We start from the raw sequence: 20,014 nt of genomic DNA on the forward strand, positions 1-20,014 counted from the left end.
GCAACGGCGTGCGCCATTCGCGCGGGGGACGGCCAAATCGGCCATTCGAGGCCAAGGTGCCGCCAGCCGGACAGTGCCCTGCCGATGTAATCAGCGGCTGGCTGCTTCCAGCAGGTCGGCTGCCGCGTCCCGGTCCTTCTGGCGCGCCTTCTCGCTCAACCCGTCCCACGGCTGCAAGTCGGGATGCAGCTTCCGGCCATCGTCGCGCAGGCCATCACCGGCAGGCGCCCACCCGGCCAGGAGCCGCTCGGCGCACCAGCGGTTGTGTTCCATCCGGGCGAGCGCTTCGGCCAAGTCCTCACCATTCAGGCCGCTTGTCTCAGCATCCCACAGCTTGATGGCACGGTGATCGGCAGCCGCCCGGTTTGCCGCAACAAATGTTTCGGGCAGATCCTGCCAGCGCCCGCTTGCTGGCGCGGTTCCGCCGTCACCGAACCGCTTGACATACCGTTCGTGGATCCGGGCTGCCTCCCTGTCCTGCGGGCGGTCCACCAGACTTTGCAAGGTCAGTCCGGCGCCAGGAATGATGGGAGGCCGGAAGCGCAGGGAATCGCCCGCGAAAAGCGGGGCAATGGCGCTGGCGCCATGCAGAACCGGCTGAACCGGTGGCGGATCGGCATGAATCTGCCGCAGCCGGGCGGCCAAGGCAAAACCGGCGGCAACGGTGGCATCGGTAGTGACCGCATCCACCAGATGGCAGGTGATGCGCGCATCGGCCACGGCCTCAGCCGCGCCGACCACTTCGACCAGCGGCTGCTCCTCTTGCGTGAACACATCGCGCGCGCAGGCGGAAAGGTGGGACAAGGCCTCGGGCAGGGGCGCGACCCTGTCGGCCCAGATCACGCGCGGTGGCCCCAGGCGGATGGACCAGAACTGGCGCAGCGTCACTTCCGCAGCCCATCCCAATGCGGCGCTGTCGCCCCACAGGCAGATCGTAACCTGACGGTAGCCACGCTGTATCGCCAGTTCCGCAAGGCCCGCATCCGTCACCATCGCGCGCATGGCCGTGCAAGCCAGTGCATGGGGGCGCAGCCTTACGGCCTTGTCCAGCATCAGTTCGGGAATATGCAGCATGGCCCGGTGCAGGTCTGCCGATTGCACGGCAAGGTGAATCTCGCGGTTGCCGGTGGTTCCCCCGCCGCGCAGGTCGATGGCCCTGGCGATGTTGTCTGCATCCGATGGCATCCACACGGCCAGATTGCTGGCCCGGTCGAGCGATGCAGGGGGCTGGGCGCGGCAGATCACGCCGGCGCAGCCAAGGCGGACCAGGCGATCCTCCTCGTCCACCACGCTCGGATCCACCAGCACCACGACCTCGCCTGCCTCGGCGCTGGCCAGCGCCAGCGCGTCCGCACTGCCCCTGTCACCAAGCAATACGCCATGCCCGCGCGCCCCGTGTCGCAGCGCCATTTCGGCCAGGCCCACCAGCACCCGGCGGCGCACCAGCCAGATCACGCCGATCACCGGGACCAATGGTCCCACGACCCGGACAAGCGCCTCGGACCAGTGCAGCGTATCGGCGAGCAACAGGCTGTGTTGCGGCACAAGGTAGATGAATACCGCGTAGACATAGTCCAGCAGGTTCAACCCGGTAAGCGGAATGTCCGCCTGCTGGTGCCGCGCGGCAACGTTGATCATGGCAAGCGCGGCCGTCGCCAGCACCAGGGCGACGAGCAGCGCAAACCTCTGCCAGCGTCTTGGCGACCATGCCTGGCGCACACACCAGCGGGCAAAGCGGGCGCGGCGGTTAGGCGTTTCTGGCATAGGCGCCCCCCTCTGTCGTCAGCTTGCGCACGCTCTCCGCGATGGCCGCGGCACTTGCCGGGAGGCCTGCGGAGGCACGGGGCAAGTGGCTGGTTTCCGGATGCGGTGGCGCAGGATCGATGCGAATAACCGGCACGCCGCGCGCGAGCGCGTCGGCCACCACTTCACCCGTGCCGCCGGGGCCGCGGGGCGCTTGCCCATCCCACACGGCGATCAGAAGATCAGCTTCCCGCACCAAGGCGCGGCCAAGCGCCGCATAGCGGGCATCGGGATCATCGTGGTCATCGCCAGCGCGCCCGGCCGGCAGCCAGTCTTCGGGTGACGAGACAGCCGCGGCCTTGCCTGCCAGCTCGGCTATGGCGGCGGTGGCGGCACCAATCTGGGCCTGCGTCATGGCAGCTTCTGCCCCCGCATCGGCCTGGCGCTGGTGGAGGGCGGCCTGGGCAATGCGGGTGTAGTCGTTCAGGCCAAACGGCAGAATGGCATGAAGCTGCCAGTCATCGGCAAGAAGGGCAGCGCGTGCAGCAATCTGGTCTGCTCCGGGCGCAAGAGCGCTGATCACGCGCGGCTTGGCCGCCGGTTCTCTCGAAGCCGGGCAGCCGGCCTGCACGCGGGAGCGGATCTCATCCAGCAGGGCCGAGATACGGCTCACCAGCGGGGCATGAAGGCGGGGGGCAATTGTCCGGTGCCCGGTGATCGCAACCGAAAAAGCGGCGCTTGCGCCGGGGTGTGCCGGCAGCCGGGCGGGAGCCTGATCCTGTGCCAATGCGGTGCCCTCAGGCCTTCGGGCAAATGCCCGATTCGCCAGCGCTTATGTTGCCAGCGTCAATGCAGTGTGCATAGTCTGGCCGCGACGGAAGCGGGGGGATCATTGTGCCAGTACTGAAATGGACAGTGATGGTCTCGAGCACCTATCTCGACCTCCTCCCCTATCGAAAGGTGGTGATAGAGGAGATTGAAAGAGCGGGTATGCTCCACTGCGGGATGGAACAGGAACCTGCCCCGGACAAGGATGTCATCGCCGTTTCTTGGGACATGGTGGACAAATGCGACATCTTCATTTGCCTGATTGGGGCACGCTATGGCTTTCGGCCCGAATGCAAGGATCGCAATCCTGATGGTCTGTCGATCGTCGAACTCGAACATCGACGTGCAAAGGAGTTGGGCAAACCGCGCCATTATTTTCATCTGAACGGAGAGATGCGCTATTCTCCCGAGGCGCTCCAGTGCCTCACGGCGGAAGTGCGCGAAGGTCTGGACGGCCGGCTCGTCTCCTTCATGAAGGATGTCCACAACGCTGTCACGCCGGTGGCAAGCATCGAAGCCTTGGGCAGAAATGTCGGAATTACCTTGCGCACGGCGCGTGAAAAGCTGGAAGCGGCTGCCCGCGCGTCCAGCCTTGCACCATCGGCCATCGACGCTTTTGCCAGCGCCGGTCAACGCAAGGTTGCGACCGGGCTCGTTGCGCTGAATGCCCCCTATCCCATGAAGTCCAAACTGGTTGGGCGCAGGCGTGAACTGGCCCTGCTCGATGCGTTCGCGCAAGACGCCGATTACGGCCTGCTGCTGATCCAGGCGATCGGCGGCATGGGGAAAAGCCGGATGCTGTGGCACTGGGCAGACCGGCACGCCCCCAATCTGGGGTGCGAATGGGCAGGCATCTTCTGGTACAGCTTCGACGAGAAGGGCGCGACCTTGAAGAACCTGCTGGTCGAAGCACTTTCCGAGATAACCGGCACGAGCAAGGCTGATCTGGAAGAAAAGCCCTTGGTCGAACTGGGAAACCAGTTGTTCCGGAGTATCGACAAGGAGCCGTTTCTGCTCATTCTCGACGGGATGGAGCGGCTGCTTGGGCAGTATGACACTCTTGGCAGGGAAACACAGGCGGAAGGTGAGCACGCCGGTTCGCCTGACCGTTCGGGCAGACAGGGTGACGAATGCATCGACCCTGATGATGACGTCATTCTCCAGCGTCTTGCCCAATCCAGGAAGAGCAAGATTGTCGCGTCCTCCCGGATTTTCCCGCGCGCCCTGACCCAAGGGTTCACCAGGCGGAGCCAGGCACCGATCGCCCGCGTCAAGCGAGAGCCGTTGGATGGACTGGAACCAGAGGATGCGGCCCAATTGCTGCAAATCCTTGGAGTGCATGGCGATGTGAAGGCCATGGAGGAATACCTGGAGCACAACTTCCAGGGCTTTCCGCTCGCGATTCAGGTAATCCCCGGCCTGATCGAGGATTTTCTTGAAAATGAGTCCCGCGGTATCGGTGAGGAGCCAGACCTCGACTTTGACCAGTGGGTCAAACACAAGAGTGGCGGCCAGCGACCCGAACTTGTCTCCGGCGCCGTTTCCGAAAAGGTCGAGGCGTTGTTGCAGGTCGCCTTTGAGGCGCTTGAGGATGATGATGCCAGACTTCTGGCGGCCATGGCCCTTTGCAACAGCGGCTATCAGCCCGAAATTTTGCAGGCGCTCAATCCGCATCGCCCGGCTGACCTGCGCGAAAACCCGGCCTGGCCCGATTCAGCCGAAGGAAAACAGGCCGCCGCAAAATTGCGGCAGATGCTCGACCGGCTGAGCAAACGCGGCCTTGTGCAGCGCGAGCCGGAAACGGGAGCGCTGGGTATGCATCCGGCGATCCGGTCGGTGGTGTGCGAAGGATCGCGCTTTGCCGAATTCAAGCAGTGGGGCGCGCAGCGTGTAGCCACCGCCTTTGACCGCTATGCCAGCAATCCGCGCCAGGAACTTGCCAGCCGGGAAGATCTTGGGCGGGCGATTGATTGCGTCGTGGCCTATGCCCTGATCGGACGGTTGGATCGCGCCATCGAACTGTTTACGGGCGGCCTGTCCTATGCCCTGCACCGGTTGGGGGCGCTGGATGCCAGCACCAAATTGCTGCGGCTGTTCATGACCGACGATTTCAACAATTTCCGCGATGATTTTCCCGCCCCCATCCGCGCATTCCTTCACAACGAGGCCGCCATTCTGCTGCACCGCAGCGGAGACAGCGAGGCGGCGCTTGATCGCTATCGGCGGGCGATTGCGATCAGTGCAGAGCAAGGGAATGTCAGAGGCGCGGTGACAAATCTGCGCAATCTGACGGTCGATCTGATCGCAGCGCACAGCTTTCGTGAGGCACAGGCTGCGGCTTCGTTGGGCTTTCGGGTCGCTGCGGAAAGCGGGATCGACGAAAGCCTTGGCTGGGCCCTGGCGATCGAGGCCAACTTGCTCACCAGACGCGGAATGCTGGACGAGGCTGAAGCCAAGCTCAACAGCATACCGGCCATTGGCAAGGACTGGAGCTTCGCGGAACAATTTCGGGCCGAATTGCAATCGGAGCACATCCGATGGCGCATTGCCAGCACTACGCTTGATCTGCCCAGTGCCGAATCTGCGCTGGATGAGCTGCGAAAATCGGGCCAGACCGACTATATAAGCGATGGCCTCTGGATGGTCGGGGAATGGCTGCAGCGGCAGGGTGGCAGGCAAAGCCATGAATTGGCCGAGGCGTTGCTGTCCGAAGCGATCAAGCAGATGCGGCGGACCGGCCACACCGATGCACCCGCAGCAGAAGCGCAGCGGGCTATCTCGCTCATCGCCCTGGGGCGGGCAGACCATGCCCGGCATATTGCCGGGGCAGTCGAAGCGCGAGCTGCAAAACATCCTCTGATCCTTGCGCGGCTGTATTTTGATTTGGACGATCCGGCAAAGGCGCGCGACTTTGCTCTGGCCGGCTACCGCAAAGCCTGGGCCGAAGGGCCGCCCTATTGCCATGCCCGGCAGCTGGCCGATTGCCGCGACCTGCTGGCCCGGCTGGGCGAACCTGAACCAAAGCTTCCCGGCTATGACCAATCGGACGACGTGCCTCCACCCTATGCCGACGAGGTGGAAGGCCTTATTGGCCGGCTGAAGGAGGATCGCGCCAAGCGAGAAGACTTCCTCGCCACGGTTGGCTCCAGTCTCGCCAAGTCAGGAGCAACAGGCTGGCATATGCCGCCCCTGCTGCCGCAGGCATGGCAAGACGAAACAGGCGACACTGCAGGCAACCTTCTGGCCCGGATATTTGGCTGGAAGGAACCCTTCGATGTTCAGTCAGACTTTCCCAGGAAGCGCCAAGTCGACCGTGTTCGCGCCGCAAGGCTTGCCTGCTATTCGGATGCCACGCTGGTGGAACTGCAGGGTTATGCTGACGATGGCCGTCCCGGCCTTGCTTCGTTCATCCTTCACGACAGGGGAATTGTCGTTCTTGACGGAACGTCCCCGCCGATCCACGATTTCAATGCTGCCTCGCCGCCGGACTTCTCCACCGACACCGCACGGCAGGATTACATCCAACTGTTCATGAACCACGTGTGCGGAACCGAAGGCCGCTTCCAGTTGGTGGGTGACCGCCAGACGCTGGCCCGGCGGCTGCGCGACAGCGCCCAGATCGAGGAGCTGGCGGACAGGCTGCAGCCTCTCACCCAGATCGGCGAGGAGCGGGACGATGTCGGCGCACACTACCGCTATGTTGCCACGGTGCTCTATTCCAACGCCTTGTTCCGCGCCGAATTGCGGCTGTCAGCGTCGGGCATGATCGAGATGGTCGATGACGAACCGCTTGCTGGCGATCTGGACGTCCGGCTCGAAGGCAGGGATGGCGTGCTGGTGGTTGAAAGCAAGCCGGGCAGCGATCAGGACGCCTGATCCTTCCAGACCTTGGCGTGCAAGGGATCGGGCAGGGCTGCACGCTCCTCGCTTTCGCGGCGGCGGCGTTGGTTCTCCTCCTCCAGGCGCCGCAGTTCCTCGATGAAGGAATTGCCCGCAGGTGGCGCCTCCCCAGGCACATCCGCAGCCGGAACGGGGGGCGTGGGTGGAGGCGGGGGCAGCAGGGTGACCCTGGGTTCCGGCTCGGGCATGATCGGCTGGTCCGGATCGTGATATGGATTGGCATCGAAGAGGCCGGCAAAGGGCGGGTCGGTCAGATAATCCGGCTTCCTCGCCCTCATGGCCCGATCCCCGGCGATCTGGAGCAGCATCTCGCTGTTATCAAGGTCAAGGACGGCCTGGGCATCGCCGAAACCGGTGAGCTGGGCCATCGCCCCTGCCGCCATCAGGTTGAGCGCGCCAAAGCACTGCACAACGCGGCAATTGTTGACCATCGTTTCCCAGTCATTGGGATAGAGGCGCCGCAACTGGCTGACATCCTGCCACAGGCTCCAGCATTGCAGGCCATATCCGCGCAGCAGCGTGACCGCCTGGCGCAATTGCGGCAAGGTGCCCAACTGGGCCGCTTCGTCGAGGATGAAAAGGGTGGAGCGTGCCGGTTTGCCGCGCCGCCGGGTGATCAGCGAGATCAGCGCCATTACCCAAAGCCGCAACAGGCGGCCGTGGCTTTCCATCATATGCGGCGGCAGAACAATGTAGATCGACAGCGGATCACCGCGCGTAACCGCATCAAGATCGAAGGTGCTGGTTTCGATCGCCCTTTCAATCAGCGGGCCGCGCAGGAAATCCACGCCATCCTGTGTCATCGACAGAATGGAGCCGAGCCCTTCGGTCGCGCTGGATTGAAGGACCGAGGCCGCCAGCCGTGCTTCGGGATGCGGGCTGGCAAGCATTTCGTTGGTGGCTTGGCGAAATTGCGGCTCCAGCCGCTGTTCGGCCATGACATCGGCCAGGAAACCGCGCGCCTTGGCAAAGCTGCGTTCCCCTGTGCCGGGACGGCTTGCCAGATGCAGAAAAATGCCGGTGAGCAGGTGCTGGGCACGCTGGTACCAATACTGGTTTTCCGGATCCGCCTTCCCGTCGATCATCGCGTCCGCGAACATGGTTGCCAGATCCACCGCGCCTGCACTGTGCGCATCGATCAGGTCGAGCGGATTGAAACCGCCTGCCGGTTCACCGGTGATGCCCATCGGATCGAGCACGACCACCTGCTGGCCCATGTCCCGCCGCCGCCGGGCGGTGACCGCCACGTTTTCGCCTTTGGGGTCGATCACGATCACCGGCCCTTCATGGCGCAGCAGCGCCGGGATGATGCAGCCGCGCCCCTTGCCGGTGCCGGTGGGGGCAATGGTGATTATGTGACCCTCGCTCTCCAGCAGGATCGGGTCAAGCCAGCCCTTGTCGGGGGTGAGTTGCGGATTGCCAAAGCTGAAGCCTACAGGCTGGCGGCGATGTTCCTGCTCCAGCGACCAGCCGACCAGCAGGCCCGGTTCGGGCAGGTCTTCCGGCAACCGCATGGCAACCGGGCGATCGACCGGCAGGCCGGTAGTGTGGGCTGCAGGGGCGTTGGGAAAGGGCATCATGCGGCATCCTCCTGCCTGGCGGGGTCAGCTTCTGGTTCGGGCGGGACATTGTCGAGTTCGGTCGGATCGGGGGCGGCGATCTGCAGCACCCCGTTGCGCCAGATGGGCACTGCACCGGGGATCACCCCGAACAGCGGCGCGTCGTCGATCATTTCGACCAGCACGGCCGCGTTGACCCGAAAACGGGCGGCAAAGAAGCGCGAGGCATAGGCGATCGTGGCGTCCGCATTCCAGCCTTGCCCGTCTGGGGTAATTGCCAGCGGCCGGGCGATCTGCGCTGCGGCATGGGCGGCATGGGGATTGCTTGCGCTGCGTAGAATGGGAAAGCCTGGCCGCATCGGGTAGAATGCCCCTTCGGTTCCGTTGACCGAGGCGCAGAAGAGGCGGAACAACTGCTCTGCCTGTGCCGCCGTGTCGAGCCGCAGCGCACCTTCGGCATTGAGATCATGGAACGGCGTGGAGGCACCTTCCAGAGGCAGGAAGCGGTTGGGTAGCCAGATAAAGGCACCCGTTGCACGCCAGTTTTCGAGCTGGCCCGCGAGGTCGTATTCCACCAGAATGCCCGCGCGCACACAGGCCAGCGGCAAGACCCTCACGGCCAGCACGCGCCCTTCGGCCAACCCCCAGCGATCGCTCAGCCGCGCCCCGGCATAGCGGGTCATCAGTTGCAGGGCATCCTGCCCGCGCAAGGTTCGCCACCTGCCCGGGACCAATGGCAGGAAGGGCCAGTCATGCGGGCGCAGGGCAGCCGGCAGCAACCGGCGCCAGCCGCGTCCCGAGGCGGGCAGTGACTGGCTTTGTATTGATGCATCCGTCACGACTGCCCCCCGCTTGGCGCGGTATGCTAGTTTATTCGTGGTGGAGAGTCTTGGGCCAAATCAGGCACCAGGTCGCGCGCCAGGTCACGCGTATATGTTTGCGCGCTTCGCCGCACCGGCGGTTTGCCCGCATCAGGGCTTGTTGAAGGTCGCCCACTTGTCCGGTTCGGGCAGGTTTTCGCGGATATCGTCTGCCGGGTTGGGATCGATCCCCGCGCCCTGTCGGTGCAGATGCGCCTTGGCGATCATGTTCGCGGTGATCGGCGCGGCGATGAACAGGAACAGCGTGATCAGCAGTTCATGCGCTGAAAAATGCCCTACGAACACGGGAAAGTAGATCATCGAGGCGATCAGGATCCCGCCCACGCCCAGCGTGGTTGCCTTGGTCGGGCCGTGCAGCCGCGTCATCAGCGAGGGCAGGCGCACCAGCCCCCACGATCCGACCAGCGCGAAAACGCCGCTCATCACGATCATGAGCGAGATGACGATTTCGGCAAGCAGTTCCATCCCCGGTTACTCCACAATATCGCCGCGCAGCAGGAACTTGGCATAGGCCACCGTGCCGACAAACCCCACCATCGCCAAGAGCAGCGCGGCTTCGAAATAGAACGCGGTCCCCTCGTAGATGCCGAACAGCACGATCAGCGCGATGGCGTTGATGACCATGGTGTCCAGCGCCAGGATACGGTCGCCGCGCGTGGGGCCGGCGAACAGGCGCCACACGGTGAGCAGGATGGCCAGCGAGATCATGGCAAAGCCGGCGAAGATGGCGATGGCGATCATGCGAAAATCCTCATCAGGCGCGCTTCGTAACGCGATTTGATCCGCGCGACTTCCTCCTCGCGGTTTTCCACGTCCAGCGCGTGGACCAGCAGCATCCGCCCGTCGGTGGACACATCGGACGACACCGTGCCGGGCGTCAGGCTGATCGTGCCCGCCAGCACGGTGATCGCCTCGGGTTGCCGGACATCGAGCGGGATCACCAGCCAGCACGAGCGCAGATCCCGGTTGCGCCGGAACAGGATCAGCCAGGCGACATGGAAATTGGCGACGAAAATGTCCCAGATCACCACCAGAACATAATCCACCATGGCCCAGCTCCATTTGAGGCGCGGCTTGCCGCTCCAGTAGGGGGAGGTGAACAGCGGCACCAGCACGCCCACCGCGCAGGCCATCACGATGGTGCCGGGCGAAATGGTGTTCGCCAGCAGCACCCAGACAATTGCCAGCATGGCGCTGAGGCCGGGATGCGGGAAAAGCCGTGCGATCATGGGCGGTCACTCCCCTGGGGCAGTTCCGGTTGCAGCACGGCGCCGATATAGGCTTCGCGGGCGAAAAGCTGCTGGGCGGTCGCTTCGGCAAAGCGGGTGGCAGGGCCGGCAAGGGCGGCCAGCGCCACCAGCACAGCGAAGATGCCCCATGCGGGAAGCGTGGCGGCCTTGCCTGCGGTGGGGTTGCTCTGCGGCTCCCCCGCGCTCTTCCAGAACAATGCGCTGCCTGCGCGGGCAAAGCCGATCATCGCGAGGAAGGTGGTGCCAAGGATGGCCGACCAGATCCACGGCGCGGCGTCTGCCTCAGCCGTGGCGGAAAGGATCATCAGCTTGCCAATAAAGCCCGCCAGCGGCGGCAGGCCGACCAGCGCAACCGCCGTCAGCAGGAACAGCAGCGATATCTGCCCCATGCCCGCAAAGCGCGCGCCTGCCTCCAGCCGGTCATCCAGCGGCCCGCGCGCCCGCGCGACACAGTCCGCCACCAGAAACAGCATCGCGCTGGCAAAGGTGGAATGGGGCAGATAGTAGATCGCCGCCGCGACCGAAGCGGGCGTGAAAAGCGCCATGGAGGCCAGCAGCGTCCCGGTCGAACCGATCACCGCAAAGGCCGCGAGACCGCGCAGCCGCCGTGCCGCAACCAGCCCGACAAAGCCGATCGTCAGGCTGACAAGCGCGGCAGGCAGCATCCAGCCAGCCGGTGCCCACGCTGCTGCGCCCGCATCCTCTCCGAACATCAGCGTGGTCGTGCGCAGGATCGAATAGACGCCCACCTTGGTCAGGATAGCGAACAGTGCAGCGACCGGGGCCGAGGTGTTGGCATAGGCGCGCGGCAGCCACAGATGCAGCGGCAGCAGCGCGGCCTTGAGCGCGAAGACCGCGATAAGCACCTGCGCGCCGGTGCGCAGCAGCGCCTGATCCTGCGCCGGGGCATTGGCGATGCGCACTGCCATATCGGCCATATTGAGCGTGCCGGTGACGCCATAAAGAAGGCCCACCGCCACCAGAAACACGGTCGATCCCACCAGATTGACGACGACATACTGCACGCCCGCCTGCAACCGTTCCGACCCCTGTCCGTGCAGCATCAGGCCGTAGGATGCGATCAGCAGGATTTCGAAGAACACGAACAGGTTGAACAGGTCGCCCGTCAGGAACGCGCCGCTCAGGCCCAGCAACTGGAACTGGAACAGCGGGTGGAAATGCCAGCCGCGCCGGTCGAGATCAGTCAGCACGGCGTGCAGCATGACCGCTGCGGCAAGGATATTGGTGACCAGCACCATCAGCGCCGACAAGCGCTCGAGCACCAATACGATACCGAAGGGGGCCACCCAATCGCCCAGCGCATAGGTGCGGATCGTGCCGTCGGCGGCAAGGGCGAACAGGGCGACCGCGATGCCAAGCTGCACCAGCATCGCGCCCAGCGACACATAGCGGCCCAGCCGCGTCAGGCGCGGGGTGCGCAGCAGCAGAAACGCGCCGATGACCGCCGGCAGCAGGATGGGAGCAAGGATCAGGTTCATCACACCTCGTCCCCGGCATCGGGGTGCTGTCCCCCGTCATCGGGCAGCCCATCGACATGATCGGTGCCGGTTTCGAGATAGGCGCGCAGGGCGAGCACAACGACCAGCGCCGTCATCCCGAACGCGATGACGATGGCGGTCAGCACCAGTGCCTGCGGCAAGGGATCGGTATAGGTGGCCGCATCGGCAGACCAGATCGGCGGCTGATCGATCACCAGCCGTCCCATCGAAAACAGGAAGGCGTTGATCGCATAGGACAGCATGGCAAGGCCCAGCACGACCGAGAATGTCCGGCCGCGCAGCGCAAGGTAAATGCCCGCAGCCGTCATCACGCCAATCGCGCTGGCGACCAGAAATTCGACGCTCATGGCTGTGCCTCCGGTTCGCGCGTGGGATCAATGTCCATGGCTTCCTTCGTCGTCTCCAGCTTCTCGGCGCGCTGGGCGATATTGGACAGCTGCCCCAGCGCCAGCAGCACCGCGCCCACCACCGTCAGCGCCACGCCGATGTCGAACAGCAGCGCGGTTGCCAGTTCGACTTCGCCCACCACGGGGAAGTGGAAATAGTCGAACGCACTGGTCAGGAACGGCCCGCCAAAGGCCAGCGAGCCAAGGCCCGTGGCCGCCGCAATCAGAACGCCGAAGGCAATCAGCGCGTGGCGTTCGGTGCGGCGGCGTTCCTCCGCCCATTCAAAGCCCGACGCCATGAACTGGATCAGCATGGCAATGGCAAACACCAGCCCGGCGATGAAGCCGCCGCCGGGCAAATTGTGCCCGCGCAGGAAGATATGCAGCGCCACCACAATGGCGATCGGCAGGATCAGGCGGCTGGCCACCACCAGCATCATCGGGTGCCGTTCGGGCGAGCGGACGATGTCGGGTATCCAGGCGAGCAGGCGTGCGCCCGATGCGCCGCGCGTGGCGGTTTGGAGCAGCGCGTAAATCCCCAGCGCCGCGATCCCCAGCACGATGATCTCGCCAAAGGTGTCGAACCCGCGAAAATCCACCAGCGTCACATTGACGACATTGGTGCCGCCGCCGCCGGGCTTTGATTGCGCCCAGTGGAAAGCCGAAATCGGGTCATTCGGCGCGCGGGTCATCACGGCATAGGCCAGCCAGCCCACCCCGCCGCCCGCGCCGATCGCCAGCAACCCGTCGCGCACCCGGCGCACGCTGGTGCCGGTGGGCACGGGCATCTTGGGCAGCAGGTTGAGCGCAAGCAGCAGCAGCAGGATGGTCACCACCTCGACCGAAATCTGCGTCAGTGCCAGATCGGGCGCCGAGAGATAGACAAAGCCCAGCGATACGATCAGCCCCACCACGCTGATATAGATCAGCGCCAGGAAGCGCTTGCGTTCCGATACGACCACCGCCACCACCCCGGCAATCAGCGCCAGCCAGGCGATCACTGTCACGGGCGAGGCGGGCAGTGTGTCGCGCGTGCCGGCTGCGTGGCTGCCCCCGCTCATCCCCTCGATCCCCAGCGCCAGCGTGGCGAGGAAGAAGACGAACAGCGTGCGTTGCAGCGAGCCGTTATTGATACCATCGCTGATCCAGCGGCAGAACTGCACCAGCGCGGCAATGAAGCGTTCGAACATATCCTTTGCCACGGGCACGGGAAGGCGCTGCCAGATGCGTTCCGCAAGGCCAAAGCGCCACAGCACCAGCGCGCCGCCCGCCACGGCCAGCACGCTCATCAACAGGGCGGCGTTGAAGCCGTGCCACAGCGCCAGCTTGTAGGCGGGCGGCTCTGCCCCGATCACTGCGCCTGAAACCGCCTGCACCAGCGGCCCCGCCAGCGTCTGCGGGAACAGGCCGATCAGGACAACCAGCGCCACCAGCAAGGCAGGCGGCCCCCACAGGCCCACGCCCGGATCGTGCGGGGATTTGGGATAATCGGTGCGGCGCGGGCCAAAATAGACATGGACGATATAGCGGAACGAATAGGCGGCAGAAAGCAGCGCCGCCAGCGTGACCAGCACCGGCACCAGCCACGCGCTGCCCGCCCACCCGGTTTGCGCCGCCTGCTCCAGCATCATCTCTTTCGACAGGAAGCCGTTCAGCGGCGGGATTCCCGCCATTGACAGCGCCGCGACAATGCCCAGCGTGGCGGCAATCGGCATCAGATGCAGCAGCCCGCCCAGCCGCCGTGTGTCGCGCGTGCCCACCTCGTGATCGACGATCCCTGCATTCATGAACAAGGCCGCCTTGAACGTGGCGTGGTTGAGGATGTGGAACACCGCCACCATCGCGGCCATCGGCGTGCCAAAGCCCAGCAGCATGGTCAGCAGCCCCAGATGGCTGACCGTGGAATAGGCAAGCAGCGCTTTCAGATCGGTCTTGAACAGCGCGATGCCTGCGCCCACCAGCATGGTGACAAGGCCGGTGGTGGCGACAAGGTAGAACCACAATTCGGTGCCCGCCAGAACGGGCCACAGCCGCGCCAGCAGGAACACACCGGCCTTCACCATGGTGGCGCTGTGCAGATAGGCGCTGACAGGGGTGGGCGCGGCCATGGCCTGCGGCAACCAGAAGTGGAACGGGAACTGCGCCGATTTGGTGAAACAGCCGATCAGGATCAGCAGCAGCGCCACCGGATACAGCGGCGATGCCTGAATAACTTCGCCCGATGCCAGAATTTCGGTCAGTTCAAACGAACCGGCAATATTGCCCAGCACCAGCATGCCCGCAATCAGCGCAAGACCGCCGCCGCCGGTAACCGCCAGCGCCATGCGCGCGCCCTGCCGTCCTTCGGGCAGGTGCCGCCAGAAGCCGATCAGCAGGAAGGAGGACAGGCTGGTCAATTCCCAGAACACCAGCAGCAGCAGGATATTGTCCGACATCACGATGCCCAGCATCGCGCCCTGAAACAGCATCAGGAAGCTGAGGAACCGCGCCGAAGAATCGGCCGCCGCGAGATAGAAGGCGGCATAGATGATGATTAGCAGCCCGATGCCCAGGATCAGCCCGGCAAACATCAGCCCCAGCGGATCGAGGAAATAGCTGACATTCAGCCCGATGGCGGGAACCCATTCAAACCGGGCCGAAATCTCCTGTCCGGCCAGCACGGCGGGCGCCTTTGCCAGCACCAGCAGCAGCGCGGCGAGGCTGAAGCTGCCGGCAATGGCGGCGTGCGCCGCGCGCGGCGCGCGCGCGGCCAGCGCAACCGCCAGCGATCCCAGAAACGGGAGCAGCGAAATCAGGATCAGGTCCAAAGGTCAGCTCCCCCAGGCAGGCCGCGGCGCTGCAACCGGACACAATCGCGCCTATGCCATGCTCGTCCAGCCGATGGTGAACGCGCCATTTTGACAGAAGGTTCCCGGATTTCGAATCCGCGCTCTTGCGAGGCTGCATATGGGTAACAGGGTCGGGGCGACATGGTGTCCTGGCTCTGTTTCGGAGTGTTCGGGCGTTGGTTCTGCCTGAATGATTGGGGCATTGGTGTCAAAGGGAATACGCCCGCTTTAGGCTTCCCGGCCTAGGCTGGAAAGCGGCAGGAGGCGCGGCCTTCTGGCGAGATGCGCCCTTGGACGGGGTTGCCAGAAAATGCTTCGTGCTGCATCGCAGCAACACAGGCCTCGGCCACTCAGCCCTTGAAACCATCTATGTGGAAATGTGCCCCAGCCATGAGCCGAAAGTTGCGCCAGCCTGTTCCCCTCCTGACTTTCGCAGGTGGCGCAGCCCTGATGTCGCTGCCTGCTGCGGCGCAAGGTGTTGATGCCAATGCCATTGCCGATGCGAGCGATGCCTTTGGTCAATCAGTGGGCAATGAACGGATCGGCATCTATTCCGCCTTCGAAGTGCGCGGCTTTTCCCCTGTTGATGCGGGCAATACGCGAATCGAGGGGCTGTATTTCGCGCCTATCGAAACACCGCCCGGCCGCCTGATATTGGGCAACCGGGTGCGCGTGGGGCTGACCGCACAGGGCTATCCCTTCCCCGCGCCGACCGGGATTGTCGATTACGATCTGACCGCCGCCGAACCGGGCGAACTGGTCACCCTGTCGCTGGAGCGAGCGCAATACGGATCGCTGGTGGGCAATCTGGATGCGCGCGTGGCGCTGGCCGATGATGTCACCGGCTATGCGGGCGGGGCGATCCGGCGGCAGAACCGGCACGAAGGCGGCACGTTCAAATCGCATATCCTGACAGGCGGCCTCACCTGGCGGCCCTATGAGGGCGCGGCGCTGACCGGCTTCTGGGGTTACACCCGCCTGTATGACGACGAGGCCGCGCCGACCGTGTTCCTGGGCGGCGATTACCTGCCCCCGCGCATCACCCGTCGCCAAACGATCGGGCAGGAATGGTCAAAGCGCGACAGCAACCAGTCCGTGGGCGGGCTGGTGGCGCGGCTGCCGCAGGGGAACTGGCTGTTCGAGGCGGGCCTGTTCCGGGCGGAGCGGCAGGTGGATTTCAACTTCACCGACATCTTCACCGCCACCCGGCCCGATGGCACCACGCCCGACCGGGTGATGGTGATAGATGCCGACAATCACGACCGGCTGAGTTCGGGCGAATTGCGTGCCGCGCGCGTATTCGGCACGGCCAGCCTTGCCCACCGCCTGACCGTCAGCCTGCGCGGCAAGCGCGGCAACCGCGTGTTCGGCGGGGCGCAGCGCGTGTCGCTGGGGGAAAGCACGCTGCAATTTCAGGATCTGAAACCGCAGCCGGTGTTTGCCTTTGGCCCTGACGATGCCGATCGCAGCGCGCAGACAACCTTCGGCGTCGGTTATTCGGTGACGCGCCCCGGCCTGTTCGCGGTGGATATGGCACTGTCCGCCTCGCGTTACAGCAAGACGATTGATCTCGCATCAGCTTCGGCCCCTGCCACCACGCAGGACGAGCCGGTGACCGGCAGCCTGACCGCGAATGTCACGCCGCTTGAAGGTCTGACCCTTTACGGCGGATATGTGCGCGGCTTCGAGGAGATTCCCGCCGCGCCCGCCAATGCCAGCAATCGTGGTGAAGCACCACCCGCGATCCGCACCAACCAGGCTGATTTCGGCCTGCGTTATGCCGTGCTGCCGGGCATGACGCTGGTGGCGGGGGTGTTCACCATCACCAAGCCCTATTTCAATGTCGATGATGCGCTGCTGTACCGCGAATTGGGTTCGCTCAGGAACCGGGGGGCGGAGTTCTCGCTGTCGGGCCATCCGCTGCCCGGCCTTTCGGTGGTGGCAGGCACGGTGCTGCTCGATGCCTCGGTCAGCGGAGAGCTGGTGGAGGACGGCACGATCGGCCCGCGCCCGATCGGCAGCATCAGACGACGCAGCAGCGTCAATTTCGACTGGCGGCCCGATGGCGGCGCAAGCGCGCTGTCGTTCGATCTGAGCGTGGAAAGCCTGTCGGGGCGGATCGCCAATGCCCGCAACACGCTGGCCGTGCCGCCATCGGCCACGGTCGATGTCGGGATGCGCTACCGTTTTGCGCTGGCCCATTCGCGCGCGCTCTTGCGCGTGCAGGTGGCCAATCTGTTCGACAATTACAGCTGGCGCGTGTCGGGCAATGGGTCGCTGCTCTACACCCACAACCGCCGCGTTCTGGCCGAATTGCGGCTGGACCTGTAGCCGCGCTCCCTGCGCGCTGTTGCTTTTGATAACCATTCGCAACAAATCGCTTGCAATGCGAAACGAGCCCTGCTTTTGAAAGCGCCAAGGGCGACTCCGGCTGGCCGGTTGGCGGCATGGCGGGCAGGCCCTGCGAGGAGGAATAGCAATGGCGCGTTTCGGGATGATGGGGGTGGTGCTGGCGGGCCTTGCCACGCTGGCGGGGTGTTCGGGCACGGGTGATCAGGCAGCGCAGGAAGGCGGGGTGCTGAACCTTTATACCGCGCGCCATTACGACAGCGATCAGGCGCTGTATGACCGGTTCAAGCAGGAGACCGGCATTACCGTCAATGTGATCGAGGGCAGCCCGGATGAACTGGTGGCCCGTATGACCAGCGAAGGCGCCAACAGCCCGGCCGACCTGTTCGTGGCCGCCGATGCCGGCGCGCTGTGGCGCGCGCAGCAGGCCGGGCTTTTCCAGCCGGTGACGTCCGAAACGCTGAACAGCCGCATCCCCGCCAATCTGCGCGAGCCCAGCGGCCTGTGGTACGGATTCGTGCGCCGCGCTCGCGTGGTCGCCTATGATCCGGCCAAGGTGCAGCCGGACGAGATCGACGATTACGCCGACCTTGCCAGCCCGCGTTTCCGCGGCAAGCTGTGCGTGCGTTCGTCCGACAGCGTTTATAACCTCTCGCTGGTGGGTGCGCTGATCGAAGCCTGGGGCGAAGAGCGCGCGGGCGAATGGGTGCGCGGCGTTGTTGCCAACATGGCTCGCCCGCCCGAAGGCGGCGACCGCGACCAGATCCGCGCGGTGGCGGCCGGCGTGTGTGAAGTGGCGCTGACCAACAGCTACTACTACATCCGCATGGCAAACAGCGATGACGCGGCCGACCGCGAAGTAACGCAGAAGGTCTCGCTCGGTTTCCCCAGCCTCAATGGCGAGGGCGCCCATGTGAACATTTCGGGCGGCGGCGTAGCAGCAAACGCGCCCAACCGCGACAACGCGATCCGTTTCCTCGAATTCCTGGCATCGCCGGAATCGCAGACGTATATCGCGGCGAACAACAACGAGTTCCCGGCATCGCCCGATGTGCCTGCTCCTGCGCCGGTTGATGCCTATGCGAACTTCACCGCCAATCCGATGTCGGTGGCAGCCTTTGCGGCACGCCAACCGCAGGCGCAATCGCTGATGAGCGCAGGCGGCTGGCGCTGATCGCTTCACCTTCTCTTGTTCCTACACAAGGCCTGAGGCTGCCATCCCCGCTGGCGGGGATGGCAGCCCTTGCCGCGTTCATCGTCCTGTTGCCGCTGGCAGGCGTTGTGCTGGCCGCATTGGGCGGCAGCGGCACGGCGGATATCGCAGCGCGTGATCTGACGCGCTACGCGCTGACATCGGCCTGGCTGGCGCTGCTGGTGGGATGCGCCACGGCAGTGATCGGCACGCTGGCCGCGTGGCTGGTGGCGATGCACGCCTTTCCGGGCCGGAGCTTCTTCGCCTGGGCGCTGGCGCTGCCGCTGGCCGTGCCCGCCTTTGCCATGGCCTATTCCTATGCCGACCTGCTCGACGTGGCGGGGCCGCTGCGGATCTATATGCGGGCGGAACTGGGCTTCGATATGCCCTTTTCCACCATCCGCAGCATTAGCGGGGCAGCGTTCATCCTGACGCTGGCGTTTTATCCTTACGTCTTTCTCGCCATGCGCGCGGCGTTTCTGAACCAGTCTGCCGCCGCGCTGGAAGCCGCCGCCATGCTGGGCTGCAATGGCTGGCAGGCGCTGCGGCGCGTGGCCTTGCCGATGGCGCGGCCGGCATTGGCGGCAGGTGTGGCGCTGGCGATGATGGAGGTGCTGGCGGATTTCGGCGCGGTGCGCTTCCTTTCGGTGCAGACTCTCACCACGGGTATCGTGCGCGCCTGGACGGTCTATGGCTCCACTGTCAGCGCGGCGCGCTTTGCCCTGCCGCTGCTGGCGGCGGCGGCGCTGCTGCTGTGGCTGGAGCGTTCGGCGCGCAAGGGGCGCAGCCATGATGGAGCCCGCGCGCGCTGGCGCGCGATCGAACGGCAGAGACTCCCCGGCTGGCGCGGCTGGAGCGCCAGCCTGTTCTGCGGCCTGTTGCTGACGGCGGGTCTGCTGCTGCCGGTGGGCTGGCTGGTGTGGAATATGTTCGGCCTGTCGCCCGATTGGGCGCGGCTGACGCAGGCGTTGCGCCACAGCCTGTTGCTGGCGGGCGGCGGCGCGGCGCTGACGGTGCTGCTGGCAACATTGCTGGCGCTGGGCACCCGCCGCCTGCCGGTGGCCGCGCGTCTGGCCAGCCTTGGCTATGCCACGCCCGGCGCGGTGATGGCGATCGGCCTGCTGGCGCCGGCGGGCTTTGTCTGGTCGGTGGTGCAGGGATCGGGCGTGGCGATTGCCATCGCGCTGCTGCTGCTGGCCTATGCCGCGCGGTTGATGGCCGCCGCGCTGGAGCCGATCGATGCCGGGCTGGCGCGGGTATCGCCTTCGATGATGCAGGCGGCGCGCACGCTGGGCCGCACCGAAGTGCAGGCCGCCGTGGCGGTGGACTTGCCGATCGTGCGCGGCACGTTGCTGACCGCCGGGCTGATCGTGTTTATCGACATCCTGAAGGAACTGCCCGCCACGCTGATCCTGCGGCCGTTCAATTTCGATACGCTGGCCGTGTTGGCGCACCATTATGCCAGCGACGAGCGCCTGCCGCAGGCGGGGCCGCCATCGCTGATGATCCTGGCCGTTTCGCTGCCCACGGTAATCTGGCTGACACGGCGAATTGCGCAGGCGCGCCCCGGCCATTAGA

General features: G+C 65.1%; 14 protein-coding genes. 4 read left to right on the forward strand and 10 right to left on the reverse strand.

Annotation, left to right across the window (positions count from 1 at the left end; translation table 11 throughout):
* Window positions 1-90: 90 nt before the first annotated feature.
* Window positions 91-1,764 (reverse strand): RyR domain-containing protein, encoded by a 1,674-nt coding sequence (locus WFP44_RS01160; protein WP_336924500.1) that lies wholly within the window; start codon window positions 1,762-1,764, stop codon window positions 91-93.
* Window positions 1,748-2,416, reverse strand: coding sequence for a hypothetical protein (locus tag WFP44_RS01165; protein WP_336924501.1), 669 nt, complete (start codon window positions 2,414-2,416; stop codon window positions 1,748-1,750). Before WFP44_RS01165 ends, WFP44_RS01160 begins: the two co-directional genes overlap by 17 nt.
* 221 nt (window positions 2,417-2,637) lie before the next feature.
* Here WFP44_RS01165 and WFP44_RS01170 point away from each other — a divergent pair, with 221 nt between their 5' ends.
* Window positions 2,638-6,447, forward strand: coding sequence for a DUF4062 domain-containing protein (locus WFP44_RS01170; RefSeq protein ID WP_336924502.1), 3,810 nt, complete (start codon window positions 2,638-2,640; stop codon window positions 6,445-6,447).
* Here WFP44_RS01170 and WFP44_RS01175 read toward each other — a convergent pair.
* The 8 genes from WFP44_RS01175 to WFP44_RS01210 form a co-directional block, all read right to left on the reverse strand.
* Window positions 6,435-8,051 (reverse strand): type IV secretory system conjugative DNA transfer family protein, encoded by a 1,617-nt coding sequence (locus WFP44_RS01175; protein ID WP_336924503.1) that lies wholly within the window; start codon window positions 8,049-8,051, stop codon window positions 6,435-6,437. The genes WFP44_RS01170 and WFP44_RS01175 overlap by 13 nt on opposite strands.
* A complete protein-coding gene (locus WFP44_RS01180; RefSeq protein WP_336924504.1) occupies window positions 8,048-8,713 on the reverse strand; it encodes a hypothetical protein in 666 nt (221 codons plus the stop codon). The genes WFP44_RS01175 and WFP44_RS01180 overlap by 4 nt, the downstream gene beginning before the upstream one ends.
* 288 nt (window positions 8,714-9,001) lie before the next feature.
* Entirely contained in the window at window positions 9,002-9,376 is a 375-nt protein-coding gene (locus WFP44_RS01185; protein WP_336924505.1) for a Na+/H+ antiporter subunit G, read from the reverse strand.
* Between the two features lie 6 nt (window positions 9,377-9,382).
* Complete coding sequence (locus tag WFP44_RS01190) at window positions 9,383-9,652, reverse strand: K+/H+ antiporter subunit F (protein WP_336924506.1); 270 nt, start codon at window positions 9,650-9,652, stop codon at window positions 9,383-9,385.
* On the reverse strand, window positions 9,649-10,140 hold the full coding sequence (locus WFP44_RS01195; protein ID WP_336924507.1) for a Na+/H+ antiporter subunit E: 492 nt from the start codon (window positions 10,138-10,140) through the stop codon (window positions 9,649-9,651). Before WFP44_RS01195 ends, WFP44_RS01190 begins: the two co-directional genes overlap by 4 nt.
* A complete protein-coding gene (locus tag WFP44_RS01200) occupies window positions 10,137-11,660 on the reverse strand; it encodes a monovalent cation/H+ antiporter subunit D (RefSeq protein ID WP_336924508.1) in 1,524 nt (507 codons plus the stop codon). The genes WFP44_RS01195 and WFP44_RS01200 overlap by 4 nt, the downstream gene beginning before the upstream one ends.
* On the reverse strand, window positions 11,660-12,028 hold the full coding sequence (locus WFP44_RS01205) for a Na+/H+ antiporter subunit C (RefSeq protein WP_336924509.1): 369 nt from the start codon (window positions 12,026-12,028) through the stop codon (window positions 11,660-11,662). Before WFP44_RS01205 ends, WFP44_RS01200 begins: the two co-directional genes overlap by 1 nt.
* Complete coding sequence (locus WFP44_RS01210) at window positions 12,025-14,874, reverse strand: monovalent cation/H+ antiporter subunit A (protein WP_336924510.1); 2,850 nt, start codon at window positions 14,872-14,874, stop codon at window positions 12,025-12,027. The genes WFP44_RS01205 and WFP44_RS01210 overlap by 4 nt, the downstream gene beginning before the upstream one ends.
* A 471-nt stretch (window positions 14,875-15,345) precedes the next feature.
* Between WFP44_RS01210 and WFP44_RS01215 the strand changes: the two genes are divergently transcribed.
* The 3 genes from WFP44_RS01215 to WFP44_RS01225 all read left to right on the forward strand — a co-directional run bounded on the left by WFP44_RS01215 (window position 15,346) and on the right by WFP44_RS01225 (window position 20,013).
* Window positions 15,346-17,226, forward strand: coding sequence for a TonB-dependent receptor domain-containing protein (locus tag WFP44_RS01215; RefSeq protein WP_336924511.1), 1,881 nt, complete (start codon window positions 15,346-15,348; stop codon window positions 17,224-17,226).
* Window positions 17,227-17,374: 148 nt separating this feature from the next.
* Window positions 17,375-18,418 carry an extracellular solute-binding protein gene (locus tag WFP44_RS01220; RefSeq protein ID WP_336924512.1) on the forward strand — a complete coding sequence of 348 codons (1,044 nt, stop codon included), beginning with the start codon at window positions 17,375-17,377 and terminating at the stop codon, window positions 18,416-18,418.
* Window positions 18,419-18,477: 59 nt separating this feature from the next.
* Complete coding sequence (locus WFP44_RS01225; RefSeq protein WP_336924513.1) at window positions 18,478-20,013, forward strand: ABC transporter permease; 1,536 nt, start codon at window positions 18,478-18,480, stop codon at window positions 20,011-20,013.
* Window position 20,014: the final 1 nt, after the last annotated feature.

This window comes from Alteraurantiacibacter palmitatis, assembly GCF_037154115.1.
Classification (GTDB): domain Bacteria; phylum Pseudomonadota; class Alphaproteobacteria; order Sphingomonadales; family Sphingomonadaceae; genus Alteraurantiacibacter; species Alteraurantiacibacter palmitatis.

Excerpts from the sequence above, each read along its gene's own strand:
- WFP44_RS01160 (WP_336924500.1), bottom strand. The coding sequence starts at position 1,764 with ATGCCAGAAACGCCTAACCGCCGCGCCCGCTTTGCCCGCTGGTGTGTG.
- WFP44_RS01175 (WP_336924503.1), bottom strand. The coding sequence starts at position 8,051 with ATGATGCCCTTTCCCAACGCCCCTGCAGCCCACACTACCGGCCTGCCG.
- WFP44_RS01180 (WP_336924504.1), bottom strand. The coding sequence starts at position 8,713 with ATGACCCGCTATGCCGGGGCGCGGCTGAGCGATCGCTGGGGGTTGGCC.
- WFP44_RS01185 (WP_336924505.1), bottom strand. The coding sequence starts at position 9,376 with ATGGAACTGCTTGCCGAAATCGTCATCTCGCTCATGATCGTGATGAGC.
- WFP44_RS01190 (WP_336924506.1), bottom strand. The coding sequence starts at position 9,652 with ATGATCGCCATCGCCATCTTCGCCGGCTTTGCCATGATCTCGCTGGCC.
- WFP44_RS01195 (WP_336924507.1), bottom strand. The coding sequence starts at position 10,140 with ATGATCGCACGGCTTTTCCCGCATCCCGGCCTCAGCGCCATGCTGGCA.
- WFP44_RS01200 (WP_336924508.1), bottom strand. The coding sequence starts at position 11,660 with ATGAACCTGATCCTTGCTCCCATCCTGCTGCCGGCGGTCATCGGCGCG.
- WFP44_RS01205 (WP_336924509.1), bottom strand. The coding sequence starts at position 12,028 with ATGAGCGTCGAATTTCTGGTCGCCAGCGCGATTGGCGTGATGACGGCT.
- WFP44_RS01215 (WP_336924511.1), top strand. The coding sequence starts at position 15,346 with ATGTCGCTGCCTGCTGCGGCGCAAGGTGTTGATGCCAATGCCATTGCC.
- WFP44_RS01220 (WP_336924512.1), top strand. The coding sequence starts at position 17,375 with ATGGCGCGTTTCGGGATGATGGGGGTGGTGCTGGCGGGCCTTGCCACG.
- WFP44_RS01225 (WP_336924513.1), top strand. The coding sequence starts at position 18,478 with ATGGCAGCCCTTGCCGCGTTCATCGTCCTGTTGCCGCTGGCAGGCGTT.